The 13,184-nt window shown below is 72.7% G+C and carries 7 protein-coding genes, 3 pseudogenes and 1 riboswitch; of the genes and pseudogenes, 2 read left to right on the top strand and 8 right to left on the bottom strand.

Annotation, left to right across the window (positions count from 1 at the left end):
* Positions 1 to 3 precede the first annotated feature (3 nt).
* Both JIW86_RS08740 and JIW86_RS08745 read right to left on the bottom strand, forming a co-directional pair.
* Positions 4 to 456, bottom strand: coding sequence for an SRPBCC family protein (locus JIW86_RS08740; RefSeq protein ID WP_215141760.1), 453 nt, complete (start codon positions 454 to 456; stop codon positions 4 to 6).
* Between the two features lie 29 nt (positions 457 to 485).
* A complete protein-coding gene (locus JIW86_RS08745) occupies positions 486 to 1,733 on the bottom strand; it encodes an MFS transporter (protein WP_257553257.1) in 1,248 nt (415 codons plus the stop codon).
* A 113-nt stretch (positions 1,734 to 1,846) separates the two neighbouring features.
* On the opposite strand from JIW86_RS08745, the pseudogene JIW86_RS08750 reads away from it, so the two are divergent.
* Positions 1,847 to 2,806, top strand: a pseudogene (locus tag JIW86_RS08750) (pyridoxine 5'-phosphate oxidase C-terminal domain-containing protein); the annotation flags it as partial.
* Between the two features lie 266 nt (positions 2,807 to 3,072).
* On the opposite strand, the pseudogene JIW86_RS08755 reads toward JIW86_RS08750, so the two are convergent.
* The 5 genes and pseudogenes from JIW86_RS08755 to aceA form a co-directional block, all read right to left on the bottom strand.
* Positions 3,073 to 4,013, bottom strand: a pseudogene (locus JIW86_RS08755) (NAD-dependent epimerase/dehydratase family protein).
* An 82-nt stretch (positions 4,014 to 4,095) separates the two neighbouring features.
* Positions 4,096 to 6,414: a 5-methyltetrahydropteroyltriglutamate--homocysteine S-methyltransferase gene (gene metE, locus JIW86_RS08760; RefSeq protein WP_257553258.1), complete on the bottom strand. Its 2,319-nt coding sequence runs from the start codon at positions 6,412 to 6,414 to the stop codon at positions 4,096 to 4,098.
* A gap of 185 nt (positions 6,415 to 6,599) precedes the next feature.
* Positions 6,600 to 6,749, bottom strand: a riboswitch (cobalamin riboswitch).
* Positions 6,750 to 6,878: 129 nt separating this feature from the next.
* Positions 6,879 to 7,748, bottom strand: coding sequence for a 3-hydroxybutyryl-CoA dehydrogenase (locus JIW86_RS08765; RefSeq protein WP_257553259.1), 870 nt, complete (start codon positions 7,746 to 7,748; stop codon positions 6,879 to 6,881).
* Positions 7,745 to 9,337, bottom strand: coding sequence for a malate synthase A (aceB, locus tag JIW86_RS08770; RefSeq protein WP_257553260.1), 1,593 nt, complete (start codon positions 9,335 to 9,337; stop codon positions 7,745 to 7,747). Before aceB ends, JIW86_RS08765 begins: the two co-directional genes overlap by 4 nt.
* A gap of 92 nt (positions 9,338 to 9,429) precedes the next feature.
* Complete coding sequence (aceA, locus tag JIW86_RS08775; protein ID WP_257553261.1) at positions 9,430 to 10,731, bottom strand: isocitrate lyase; 1,302 nt, start codon at positions 10,729 to 10,731, stop codon at positions 9,430 to 9,432.
* 263 nt (positions 10,732 to 10,994) lie between these two features.
* Between aceA and JIW86_RS08780 the strand changes: the two are divergent.
* Positions 10,995 to 12,415: pseudogene (locus JIW86_RS08780) on the top strand (short-chain fatty acyl-CoA regulator family protein).
* A gap of 14 nt (positions 12,416 to 12,429) precedes the next feature.
* Here the strand turns inward: JIW86_RS08780 and JIW86_RS08785 are convergent.
* Entirely contained in the window at positions 12,430 to 12,591 is a 162-nt protein-coding gene (locus JIW86_RS08785) for a hypothetical protein (protein ID WP_257553262.1), read from the bottom strand.
* Positions 12,592 to 13,184 lie beyond the last annotated feature (593 nt).

A 13,184-nucleotide genomic window follows, 5' to 3' on the forward strand; every position in this document is an offset into this window, starting at 1 on the left:
CCGCTACCGCTTGAGGGACGCCTCCGCGGCCGCCTTGATGCGGCGGCCGAAGGCGGGGGCGTCCTTGCGGGCGGCGCTCGCGGCGAAGCCGACGAGCAGTTTGCCGAGGCCGTGCCCCTCGAGGGTATTGAAGATCCGGACCCGGGTGCGGCCGCCGGGGAGGGTCTCGAGGTCGTAGCCGCCCTCCGCGGTGACCAGGTTCCGGCTCTGTTCCGTCCAGCGGATCAGGTGCGGCGGCTCGAAGCCGACGATGCGAAACTCCCGGCCGGTCTTCATCCCGGCGTCCTTGACCGTGCTTCGGAAGACCGTGCCGAGCGCGGTCGGGCCGTCGGGGGTCTTGGTGATCTCCTGGACGCGCGGGCTGAACTCGGGGTCGTTGCGGCCGTCGGCGAGGTAGGCGAAGACCTCGTCGACCGGCCGGTCGATCTCGACGCTCGCCTCGAACTCTCCGGACATGTCTGCTCCTCGCTCCCGGTCCCCCGGCTTCATGATCCCAGACCCCCTTCCCCACCGCACGGCACGTGCTGCTTCCGGGCCGTGGAGCGGGGACTCAGCGGCGTCAGCAGTCCGGCGCCGAGCACCAGCAGGCAGAAGGCGCCGGCGGCCAGACTGACCGCCGGGACCCCGTGGCGGGCGGCCAGCACCGTGAGCACGGCCGCGCCCACCGGGCCCGAGGCGTTGTGCACCGTCCAGAAGGCGGAGGTGACACGCCCGAGCAGGTGGTCGGGGGTCACCTCCTGGCGCAGGGTCATGCTGCAGACCCCGCCCAGGGTCAGCCCGAACATGAATACGGCGGCCAGTGCGGCGATCACCGGCATGCTGCGGCTGACCCCGGTCACCGCCACCGCGATCCCGATCATCGCGACCGAGGCCAGCCAGCAGGGGCCGAAGCCGAAGGTCCGGCGCAGCCGCCCTGCGGTGAGGGCCGCGGTGACGACGCCGGTCCCGCTCACGGCGATCACATAGCCGACGGTGGCGGCGTCCCGGCCCAGATCGTGCTGGACCCGGTAGATCAGCAGGTCGGTGGCGCCCATGGTGACGAAGGTCAGCAGGGTGAGCAGCACCGTCAGCGGGCGCAGGAGGGCGTGCGTCCACAGGAAGCGGAATCCGACGACGAACACCTCGCGGAACACCCCCGCGGCCGCCGGTTCGGCACGATCGACGGCGGGCTTGCCGAACGTCACCCAGGCCAGGCTGGCGGCGGAGACGAGGAAGGTGGCGCCGTCCACGGCCAGCGCCCGGTCCGGGCCGGCCGCGGCCGTGAGGAACCCGGCCGCCACGGGCCCGAGGAGGGTACCGACGGCGAAGGTGCCCATCAGCCGCCCGTTGGCGGCGGTGAGGTCCTCGGTGCGCACCAGATGCGGCACGGCGGTCACGTAGGCCACGTCGAACAGCGTCTTCAGTACGGTGGCCAGCGCGGTCAGCACGTACAGCAGCCAGACCCGGGGCCCGGCGGCCCACCACACGACCGGCACCGCGCAGAACAGCACGGCGCGCAGCAGATCGCAGGCGATCATGAGCCTTCGGCGGTCCGCCCGGTCCACCACGTACCCGGCGAACAGCCCCGTGCCGATGCCGGTGACCCCGGAGATGACGGTGATCAGGCCCATCTGCACGATGGACCCGGTCGCGTGGAGGACGAGCAGTGGCAGCGCGAGCAGCGAGATGGACCCGCCGAGGACGGACAGCGCCTGGCCGAGCCAGAAGACGTTGAAGTCCTTGTTCCGCCCCAACGGGCGGCGCTCACAGTGGGTTCCGGCTTCCGCTGAGATGGTCCAGTCCCTTCTGACGTGGCCCGTGACAGTCGGGACGCCGACCCCGGGACGGTAAGGGACGAGATCCCGGACTGTCACTCGCGTTTCCGGCGGTCCGATCGGCCCACGGGTCGGGCCCGCTCCCCGCGTTCGCTCACGAGCTCGCCTGCCATCCGCGGGCGGCGCTCACCTTCTACTGGCCGGAACACGGCCGGCAGGTGCGGGTGCGCGGATCCGTCACCCCGGGCTCGGCCCAGGACAACGCGGCCGACTTCCTCGGCCGCTCGGCCACCGCACGCGCGGAGGACCTGCTGGGCCGCCAGAGCCAGTACCTGACGGATCCCGCCGAGCAGGAACACGCCCTCGAGAAGTCCCTGGCCCTGATCGGGCGGGAGCCGTCGCTCGTCGACTCGGCCTGGACGCTCTACACCCTCGCCCCGGCCGAGGTGGAGTTCTGGCAGGCGACCGAGAGCCGCGTCCACACGCGTCTGCGCTACGAACGTTCCCGAGACGGCTGGGAACGCCTTCCCCTCTGGCCCTCGGGACGCCGGCACAACCGGCGTGCCAGGGACGGCACTTCCCACTGCTCCTGCTCACGAGGCGAGGTAAGGCCCATGACCACACGCACCCGCGACGGCAGCGCCGGCGACGTCGACTACGGCGCCATCGGCTCCGGATACTCCGGCTACCGCCGGCCCGACCCCCGCATAGCCCAGGCCATCGCCGAGGCCCTCCACGGTGCCCGCACCGTGCTCAACGTCGGCGCCGAACGCTCGCGCGGCGCCGAGCTGGAGCTGCTGCGCGGCGCCCTGGCGGCGGAGGTCCCCGTGCTCGGGGTCGGAATCGGCGCGCAGCTGCTGGCCGTGGCGGCCGGCGGCGCCGTCCGCCACGGCCAGGACGCGGGGATCGGCCGGGGAACCGTACGGACCGCTCCGGCGGCGGGCTCCGATCCCCTGTTCGCCGGTGTTCCGCCGGAGCCGTCCCGGCTGCGGTACTGGCACGGCGACACGGTGGACCTCCCCGCCGGGGCCGTGGTCCTGGCCTCGGACGAGCGCCGCCGGGTACGGGCGTTCCGCATCGGCGGCAGCGCCTGGGGCCTGCACTTCCCGGTCGAAGCCGACACCTCGGCCGGGGACGGGCCGGCGCGCTCCACGCCGGAGCAGTTGCCGGGCCTGCTGCTGGCGCGGTTCGCCGCGCTCGTGACCGCCCGCGCCGAACCACCGGCTGGCACCTCACGACCTACGACGACGCCGAACGGCACTTCCTCGCCCGGGCCGTCCCCGCGCGCTGACCCCACCGGTCGACAAGCCCGCCACCGTCACCGGGTGGTTGCCGCCCGTTCGCGCCACCAGTCCACGGTCGCCTTGACCTGCTCGTCGAGGGAGTGGCCCGGACCGCGAACGCCGCCTCGTAAGCGCTCGAATCGACGACGAACGGACGGTCGAACTGGTAGCGGATCTCCTTGAGTTCGCGGATCAGCGGGGAGAAGAGCGAGGCCACGCCCAGCACGGCCGGCGGGATCCTGCGCACCGTGACCGGACCCGTCCCCGCCTGGGCGGCCAGGCGGTCGACCATCTCCCGGACGGACTGCGCGCGCCCCGTCGGGACGTGCCAGGGCCGTCCCCAGGCCCGCTCCTCGCCGGCGACCTCGACCAACGCCCTGGCCACGTCGGGGAGATAGGTCCAGCTGTGCGCGGCGTCCGGGTTCCCGAGGGTGGAGACCGGCTTGCCGCGCAGCAGCGGTGGCACGACCCGCGCGGCCAGGTGGCCGCCGTCGGTGACGCCCGGCCCGAAGAAGTCCGAGGCCCGCACCTCGACCGCCCGGATACGGCCCTGCTCGTGCAGTGTCCGCGCCTGCTCCCAGGCCGCGGCGCGCACCCGCCCCTTGGGACCGGGCGCCGCGAGCGGCAGTTCCTCGGTCAGGGGACCGTCCACCGGACCGTAGCCGTAGAGGTTCCCCAGCATGACCAGTACGGCCCCGGTGGCCTCGGCCGCGGTACAGACCGACGCGGCCAGCGGCGGCCATGCGCTCGTCCAGCGGTGGTAGGGCGGCGCGGCGCAGCTGTAGAGCGCGACCGCGCCCTTGGCGGCTTCGGTCAGCCGCTCCTGGTCCGTCGCGTCCAGCGCGACGTGTTCGATTCCGGCTTCCGGGCTTCGGCCCGACCTGGTGACGACCCTTACCGTATGGCCCTGTTCGGCCAGCAGCCGAGCAGTTGCGGCACCGGCGGGTCCAAATCCGATCACGACATGAAGGCTCACATACGCACACTAGCGCGAGTGATCGCGGGACGGCGGGAGCGGGGAGGTCACTCCCGCTCCCGCCCGCGTGCCCGCGCCGGCCTCAGGCCGTCGCGATCTCCGTACGGACCTGGTGCGCGGCCTCGACGAGGTGCTCCAGGGAGGCCCTGGTCTCGGGCCAGCCGCGGGTCTTCAGACCGCAGTCGGGGTTGACCCACAGCCTTGCGGCCGGGATGGCCTCAAGTCCCTTGCGCAGCAGGGCCGCCGCCTCCCCGGCGGAGGGGATGCGCGGGGAGTGGATGTCCCAGACGCCCGGGCCGACCTCGCGGGGATAGTGGGCGCCGGCGAGCTCGTCTGCCACCTGCATGTGGGAGCGGGCGGCCTCCAGGCTGATGACGTCGGCGTCGAGGGCCTCGATGGCCTCGACGATGTCACCGAACTCGGCGTAGCACATGTGGGTGTGGATCTGGGTGTCCGGACGGACGCCGCCGGTGCTGAGGCGGAAGGACTCGGTCGCCCAGGCCAGGTACGCGGCGTGGTCAGCCGCCCGCAGCGGCAGGGTCTCCCGCAGCGCGGGTTCGTCGACCTGGATCACCGAAGTACCGGCCGCCTCCAGGTCGTTCACCTCGTCGCGCAGGGCGAGCGCGACCTGCCGGGCGGTGTCGCCGAGCGGCTGGTCGTCGCGCACGAAGGACCAGGCGAGCATGGTCACCGGACCGGTCAGCATGCCCTTGACCGGCTTGGCCGTCCGGGCCTGGGCGTACGCGGTCCAGCGCACGGTCATCGGCTCCGGACGGGAGATGTCCCCGGCCAGGACCGGCGGCCGCACGTAGCGCGTGCCGTAGGACTGGACCCAGCCGTGCTGGGTGGCCAGGTAGCCGGTGAGCTGCTCGGCGAAGTACTGGACCATGTCGTTGCGTTCGGGCTCGCCGTGCACGAGGACGTCGAGGCCGGTCTTCTCCTGGAAGGCGATCACCTCGCGGATCTCGGCCTCGATGCGGCTCTCGTAACCGGCCTCGTCGAGCCGTCCGGCGCGCAGGTCGGCGCGGGCGGTGCGCAGTTCGGCGGTCTGCGGGAAGGAGCCGATGGTCGTCGTGGGCAGTAGTGGGAGGCCGAGGCGGGCCCGCTGGGCGCCCACGCGCTGCTCGTAGGGCTGGGAGCGGCGGGCGTCGGCGCCGGTGACGGCCGCGGTCCGGGCCCGTACGGCCGGGTCGCGGGTGATCGCGGAGTTCGCCCGGGCTGCCAGGTCGGCGCGGTTGGCGGCGAGTTCGGCCGCGATGGCACCGGTGCCCCGGGCGAGACCGCGGGCGAGGGTGGAGATCTCGGTGGTCTTCTGGCGGGCGAAGGCCAGCCAGCGGCGGATCTGCGGGTCGATGTCGCGCTCGGCGCCCGCGTCCAGCGGCACGTGGAGGAGGGAGCAGGAGGCGGCGACGTCGACGCGGTCGGCGAGGCCGAGGAGGGTGCCGAGGGTGGCGAGGGACTTCTCGTGGTCGTTGATCCAGATGTTGCGGCCGTTGACCACGCCAGCGACCAGGCGCTTGCCGGGGATTCCGCCCACCGCCGCGAGGTCGTCGAGGTTGGCGGCGGCCCGGTCGGTGAAGTCGAGGGCGAGCCCTTCGACGGGTGCCTTCGCCAGCACCGGCAGGGCCTCGCCGAGCCGGTCGAAGTACGAGGCGACCAGCAGCTTGGGGCGCTCGGGGAGGGCGCCGAGCTCGCGGTAGGCCCGGGCGGCGACGCCCAGCTCGGCCGGGGAGCGGTCCTGGACCAGGGCGGGCTCGTCCAGCTGGACCCATTCGGCTCCGGCCGCGCGCAGATCGCCGAGGACCTCGGCGTACACGGGCAGCAGCCGGTCGAGCAGGGTGATCGGCTGGAAGTCGTCGGCCACTCCGGGGGCGGGCTTGGCCAGCAGGAGGTAGGTGACCGGTCCGACCAGCACGGGGCGGGCCTTGAGCCCGAGGGCCTGGGCCTCCATCAGCTCGGCGACCTGCCGGGCGGAATCGGTGGTGAAGACGGTGTCGGGCCCCAGTTCCGGCACCAGGTAGTGGTAGTTGGTGTCGAACCACTTGGTCATCTCCAGCGGCGCCACGTCCTGGGTGCCGCGGGCCATGGCGAAGTAGCCGTCGAGCGCGTCCGCGGCGACGGCGGAGCGGTGCCGGGCAGGGACGGCGCCGACCATGACGCTGGTGTCGAGGACGTGGTCGTAGTACGAGAAGTCACCGGTGGGGACCTCGGTGATGCCGGCGCCGGCCAGTTGGCGCCAGTTCGTCCGGCGCAGGTGTGCGGCGGTCTCGTGGAGGGCTTCGGCGCTGACGCGGCCCTTCCAGTAGCCCTCGACGGCCTTCTTCAGTTCCCGGTTCTGCCCCTGACGGGGGTAGCCGTACACGGTGGCTTGTACCGCCGCGGCTGCGGACTCGGTTGTCACGGAACTCTCCTTCGCGAGCGTGTCTCCATGAGTCCCGGTGACGGGACGCGAGGCGCGAAGGGGTGGCCGACCGGAGGGTCCGCCGGGCGCGAGGCACCGGTACGGCCGTCCGAGATCTTTACGCCGACCCGCCCACGAGGTCACCGGGATGTCCGCGCACGGCTGTGCGTGCGCGGGCAACGGGCAGGTCTTCGGACTTGCGGGCACGTCTGCCACTCGGGCAGACACCTACTGGCCGTCGCTTCCCAGACCCGTCCGGGCCCAGTGCGTATGACGGCGGTCGTTCCCGCTCACCGCTGCGGGGCAGTCCCGGATTCCCACCGGGTTCCCTCTTACGACGCATCCCGCCTGGCGGACGGGGGCGAACCAGCTGCTGCGGGTCAGCGTAGGCGCAGGTCCTGGAGGATGGGTACATCGGCTCGCATCCCGGACGGTGACGTGGGGCACCGCGGGCCGCTCCCCCGTCAGCGCCGGTCGTACGGGTGGAACCCGCGGCCGCTCTTGCGGCCCAGCAGCCCTGCCTGGACCATCCGCTGGAGCAGCGGGGGCGGGGCGTAGAGCGGCTCCTTGAACTCCTCGTACAGCGACTGCGCGATGGCCGCGACCGTGTCCAGTCCGATCAGGTCGGCGAGCTTGAGCGGACCCATGGGGTGGGCGCAGCCCAGTTCCATGCCCGCGTCGACGTCGGCGGCGGTCGCGAAACCGGACTCGGCCATCCGGATGGCCGAGAGCAGGTAGGGGACCAGCAGGGCGTTGACGACGAACCCGGCCCGGTCCTGTGAGTGGACGGCCGTCTTGCCCAGGGTGTCGCGGGCGAACGCCTCCACCCTCTCGGTCGTCTCGCGGGTGGTGTGCAGCGAGGAGACGATCTCGACCAGCGGCAGGACGGGTACGGGATTGAAGAAGTGCAGGCCCACCACACGGTCCGCGCGGCCGGTGGCCATCGCCAGGCGCATCACGGGGATGGCCGAGGTGTTCGTCGCGAGGATCGCCGCAGGGTCCTCGACGATCTTGTCGAGGGCCGTGAAGACCTCTCCCTTCACCTCCGCGTTCTCCACGACGGCCTCGATGACGAGCTGGCGGTCGGCGAGGTCGTCGAGGCTTCCCGAGAAGACGAGCCGGGTCAGGGCGTCCTCGGCGGTGAGCCGGTCCAGTTTGCCCCGCTGGACGGCGCGTTCGAGGGAGACGGCCACGCGTTCGCGGGCGGCGCGGGCCGCGGTGGCATCTGCCTCGCAGACCACCGTGTCGAGGCCGGCGCGGGCGCAGACCTCGGCGATCCCGGCGCCCATCTGGCCGCCGCCGACGACGCCGACCCGGTGGATGGCGGTGCTCATGAGCGTTCCTCTCGACGGGTGACCAGGTGGCGGGCGTACGCATCGGGGGTGAAGAAGGCCGGCAGGTCCCGCTCGAGCGCCGTGCGCTCGAGGACCGCGCGCGCCTCGGCGACCAGGGCGTCCGGCTGCTCCTTCGCGAGCGCGGCGGACTGCGCGGCGAGGATCTCCCGAACGCTCTCGCGGTCGGCCGTGCCGTGGCGCAGCCACTGCCAGAGCTGCACGCGGGCGATCTCCGCGGTGGCGGCGTCCTCCATGAGGCCGTCGAGGGCGACGGCTCCGCTGCCGCGCAGCCAGGCGTCGAAGTACCGCAGGGCGACGGAGACGTTGGCGCGGATGCCTTCGGGAGTGGGCGGACCGCTGGTGCGCCGGACCGACAACAGCTCGGCGGCGGTGACGTGGACGTCCTCCCGCAGGCGCTCGAGCTGGTGCGGGCGTTCGCCGAGCACTCCGTCGAAGACCTCACGGCAGACGGGGACGAGTCCGGGGTGGGCGACCCAGGAGCCGTCGAAGCCGTCCTCGGCCTCGCGCTCCTTGTCGAGCCGGACCTTGGCGTGGGCCGCCGTGTCGGCCTCGGGGTCCTTGCCGGGCACATGGGCGGACATGCCGCCGACGGCGTGGGCGCCGCGCTTGTGGCAGGTACGGACGAGCAGCTGGGTGTACGCCCGCATGAAGGGGGCGGTCATGGTGACCTTGGCCCGGTCGGGCAGCTGGAAGTCGGTGCGGTGGCCGAAGGTCTTGATGAGGCTGAAGAGGTAGTCCCAGCGGCCCGCGTTCAGTCCGGCGCTGTGCTCGCGCAGCTCGTGGAGGATCTCCTCCATCTCGAACGCCGCGGTGATCGTCTCGATCAGGACGGTGGCGCGGACGGTGCCGCGCGGGATGCCGAGGATCTCCTGGGCCATCAGGAAGACGTCGTTCCAGAGGCGGGCCTCGTACCGGTTCTCCAGCTTGGGAAGGTAGAAGTACGGGCCGTGGCCGGCGTCGATCTGCCGCTGGGCGCAGTGGAAGAAGTAGAGGCCGAAGTCGACCAGCGAGGCCGGGACGGGACGGCCGTCGATCTCCAGGTGCTGCTCGGTCAGGTGCCAGCCCCGCGGGCGGACCATGATCGTCGCCAACTGCTCGCCGAGGCGGTACTCCTTGCCCTCGGGCGTGGTGAAGTCGATCCGGCGCTCGATGGCGTCGAGCAGGTTCAGCTGCCCGCCGATGACGTTGTTCCAGGTGGGTGCTGTGGCGTCCTCGAAGTCGGCCATCCACACCCGGGCCCCCGAATTCAGGGCGTTGACGGTCATGCGCCGGTCCGGAGGTCCGGTGATCTCCACCCGGCGGTCGACGAGACCCGGGGCGGGCGGTGCGACGCGCCAGTCGGGGTCGTCGCGGACCGCGGTGGTGGCGCGGGAGAAGTCGAGCGGGTTGCCGGAGACCAGCTGGGCGGTGCGCCGGCGCCGTTCCTTGAGCACCTCCTCGCGGCGGCCGGCGAAGGCCGTGTGGAGCGTGCCGATGAAGTCCAGGGCGGCGGGGGTGAGGATCTCGTCGAAGCGGTGGCCGGGCGCGCCGAGGACGTGGACGCGACCGGCGAGTTCGGTGGTGGGCATACGGGTCTCCTCGGCGGGAGCGGCGGAAGGGGGAGGGCCGACGGGCGGGCGGGGACGGCGGAGCGGTGCTCGCCCCCGCCCGCGGGGCGGGCTCAGTGGAACTGCTCCTCCTCGGTGGAGCCGGCGAGCGCGGTGGTCGAGGAGGCGGGGTTGACGGCGGTGGAGACGAGGTCGAAGTAGCCGGTGCCGACTTCACGCTGGTGCTTCACGGCGGTGAACCCGTGCTCCTGGGCGGCGAATTCGCGCTCCTGAAGGTCCACGTACGCGGTCATGCCGTGCTCCGCGTAGCCGCGGGCCAGGTCGAACATGCCGTGGTTGAGGGAGTGGAAGCCGGCCAGGGTGATGAACTGGAAGCGGTAGCCCATCGCGCCCAGCTCCCGCTGGAACTTGGCGATCTGGTCGTCGTCCAGCGCCGCCTTCCAGTTGAAGGAGGGCGAGCAGTTGTAGGCAAGCATCTGGTCGGGGTACCGCGCGTGGACGGCTTCGGCGAACTCGCGGGCCTGGGCCAGGTCCGGGGTGCCGGTCTCGACCCAGATGAGGTCGGCGTACGGGGCGTAGGCGAGGCCGCGGGCGATCACCGGCGCCATGCCGTTCTCGACGCGGTAGAAGCCCTCGGCGGTGCGCTCGCCGGTGGCGAACCGCGCGTCGCGCTCGTCGACGTCGCTGGTCAGCAGGTTCGCGGCGAGGGCGTCGGTACGGGCGATGATCAGGGTCGGGACGTCGGCGATATCGGCCGCGAGCCGGGCCGCGTTGAGGGTGCGGACGTGCTGGGAGGTGGGCACGAGCACCTTGCCGCCCAGGTGGCCGCACTTCTTCTCGGAGGCGAGCTGGTCCTCGTAGTGGATGCCGGCCGCGCCCGCCGCGATCATCGCCTTGGTCAGCTCGAAGGCGTTGAGCGGGCCGCCGAAACCGGCCTCGGCGTCGGCGACGATCGGCGCCAGCCAGTCGGTCCCCGCGTCCGTCGAACCCGTACCGCCGCCCTCCGCGGTGGCGATCTGGTCGGCGCGCAGCAGCGCGTTGTTGATCCTGCGCACCACCTGCGGCACCGAGTTGACCGGGTACAGGCTCTGGTCGGGGTAGGTGTGCCCGGCCTGGTTGGCGTCGGCGGCGACCTGCCAGCCGGACAGGTAGATCGCCTGGAGTCCGGCCCGGACCTGCTGGACGGCCTGGCCGCCGGTGAGCGCGCCGAGCGCGTGGACGTAGTCCAGCTCGTGCAGCTGCCGCCACAGGCGCTCGGCTCCGCGCCGGGCCAGGGTGTGTTCCTCCCGGACGCTGCCGGAGAGCCGGACCACGTCCTCGGCGCCGTACGTCCGCTCGATGCCCGCCCAGCGGGGGTCGGTCGCCCACCGCTGCTCGAGCTGCTGGGCCGCTGCCGCCGTGTTCGCCTCTGCCATGACCGTCACCGTCTCCCTGAGTCGCTTGTCCGCACTGGCACCACGTGCCGGGGCTGGGGGTAGCGGCCGCCATGCCGGTCTCGACTGTCCCGGTTTCACTGGCCGCAGGACCGACTCTGACAGTGGCACCGAGTGCCAACAAGGAGGGACGGATGCCAAGTTCTGCGAATCTTCGGAAGCGTTTTTGCCAAGTTTGCGAAGGCCGTCGGCGCGCGGATCCCGCGTAGGGTTACGGCTGTTCCGATCACCTGAGGGGGAGCCCGGTGAGCAAGACGTACGCGGGGGCGCGGCTGCGGCGCCTGCGCGAGGAGCGGCGGATGAGCCAGGCCGACCTGGCGCGCGTCCTCGCGATCTCGCCGAGCTACCTCAATCAGATGGAGCACGACTCGCGGCCGCTCACGGTGCCGGTACTGCTGCGGCTGACCGAGGCGTTCGGCGTCGATCCCGGCTTCTTCTCGGAACGTGACACCAGCCGGCTGGTGGCCGACCTCCGCGAGGCCCTCGCCACCGAGGTCGCCGGGGCCCGGGTGTCACCGTCCGACCTGGCGGAACTCGCCACCCGGATGCCCGCCGTGGCCCACGTCCTGCTGGACCTCGGCCGGCGCGGCCAGCTGCTGGCCGAGCGGCTCGCCGGGGCCGCGGACGGCCGGGACGGCACGGTGGGGAGCCCGCGCTCACCGCACGAGGAGATCCGCGAGTTCTTCTACCGGCGACAGAACTACCTTCACGAGACCGACCTCGCCGCCGAGGCACTGGCGCGCGAGGTCGGGATCCGCCCGGGGACGTCGTACGCGCCCTGTCGGCGAGGCTCGTGGACCGTCACGGTGTGCGCCTGGCGGCCGACTCGGACCGGCTGCACCGCTACGACGCCCGCTCCCGTGTCCTGCACGTGTCGAGCCGGCTCCGGCCGGGCCAGCAGGCCTTCCGGATGGCCACCCAACTGGCGCTGCTGGAGTACGGGGAGGAACTCGACCGGCTGGCGGCGGAGGACTTCCCGCCGGATTCCCCCGCCCACGCCCTGGCCCGGATCGGCATCGCCAACTACTTCGCCGCCGCGCTGATCCTCCCGTACCGGGCCTTCCACACGGCCGCCGAGGAGTTCCGCTACGACATCGAGCGGCTCACCGACCACTTCGGTCTCGGCTACGAGACCGTCTGCCACCGCCTGAGCACCCTGCAACGCCCCAGGCTGCGCGGGGTGCCCTTCTCCTTCGTCCGGGTGGACCGCGCCGGCAACATGTCCAAGCGGCAGTCCGCGACCGGATTCCACTTCTCCCGCGCGGGCGGCACCTGCCCGCTGTGGAACGTGTACGAGGCCTTCGCCGCGCCCGGCCGCATCCACGTCCAGGCCGCCGCCATGCCCGACGGGCAGCGATACCTCTGGACCGCCCGCGCCGTGACCCGCCACCGCGGCGGCTGGGGCGAACCCGGCAAGACCTTCGCCATCGGTCTCGGCTGCGAGATCCGGCACGCCTCCCGCCTCGTCTACTCCGACGGCCTCGACCTCGGCAAGACCTCCGCCGACACGCCCATCGGCATGGGCTGCCGGCTCTGCGAGAGGCTCGACTGCCCCCAGCGCGCCGTGCCGCCCCTCGGCCGCGCACTGGCCGTCGACGAGAACAGCAGCACCTTCGTGCCGTACCCGGTCGCCGCCGAAAGCGACCGGGCCGCGCCGCCTGTGTAGCGGCTCCCGCGGATCTAGCGGCCGGCGACCGGGGTGTTGCCGGTGACGGTGCCGTCCGTACCGGAGACCGTGACCGCGTGACGGACTCCGTCCGGGCCGAGTACGACGGCCAGCCAGGCGCTGCCGCCGCCCTCCTGGGCGACCACGCGGATGCTCTCCACCTTGCCGCCGTCCACCGCCCCGGCCGCCTTGTCGGCCGCCTGGCCGATGGCCAGCGACGGCAGGGGGCGGGGGCCGCCTTCGGGGAGCCTCCGGGGCCCGCTTCACCGGCGCGCGGCTTCGGTGCCGCCTCCCGCTGCTCCCGCAGCTCCTTCAGGGCCTTCGGGTCCTTGAGGTTCTTGTGGATCCTCTGGTCACCGAACGCGCGGTCGCCGTGCTCGCCGCCGCCTTCGGGGCCGCGCTTCATCCCGCCCTTGTGGTCGGCCTCGGCCCAGGCGACGCGCGGTCCGGCCATCCTGTCGTGGTGCTCGTCCACGGCCACCGCCACCGCCACACCGCCGACGATCACCACGGCCGCGCCCAGCGCAGCCCATCGGGCACCCCTGCGCCGGGGTACCAGGCGCCCCAGGTTCACGCGCGTACGCCCTCCGGTTTCCGGGGCGCTCGCGGGCTGCTCGGGCCGCTTGGGCTGCTCTGGCTGCTCGGACGGCGGGAAAGACTCAGACATACCGGGACTCCTCATGCACAACCGGGCACGGCACCCGGCTCGTTGCAGAGCATGCGGAGCGGATCCTGAAGCCCACCTGAAGGCGGCTGAAGACCTCTTCAG

The organism is Streptomyces sp. NBC_00162, from assembly GCF_024611995.1.
Classification (GTDB): Bacteria; Actinomycetota; Actinomycetes; order Streptomycetales; family Streptomycetaceae; genus Streptomyces.

Excerpts from the sequence above, each read along its gene's own strand:
- JIW86_RS08740 (WP_215141760.1), bottom strand. The coding sequence starts at position 456 with ATGTCCGGAGAGTTCGAGGCGAGCGTCGAGATCGACCGGCCGGTCGAC.
- JIW86_RS08765 (WP_257553259.1), bottom strand. The coding sequence starts at position 7,748 with ATGAGCACCGCCATCCACCGGGTCGGCGTCGTCGGCGGCGGCCAGATG.
- aceB (WP_257553260.1), bottom strand. The coding sequence starts at position 9,337 with ATGCCCACCACCGAACTCGCCGGTCGCGTCCACGTCCTCGGCGCGCCC.
- aceA (WP_257553261.1), bottom strand. The coding sequence starts at position 10,731 with ATGGCAGAGGCGAACACGGCGGCAGCGGCCCAGCAGCTCGAGCAGCGG.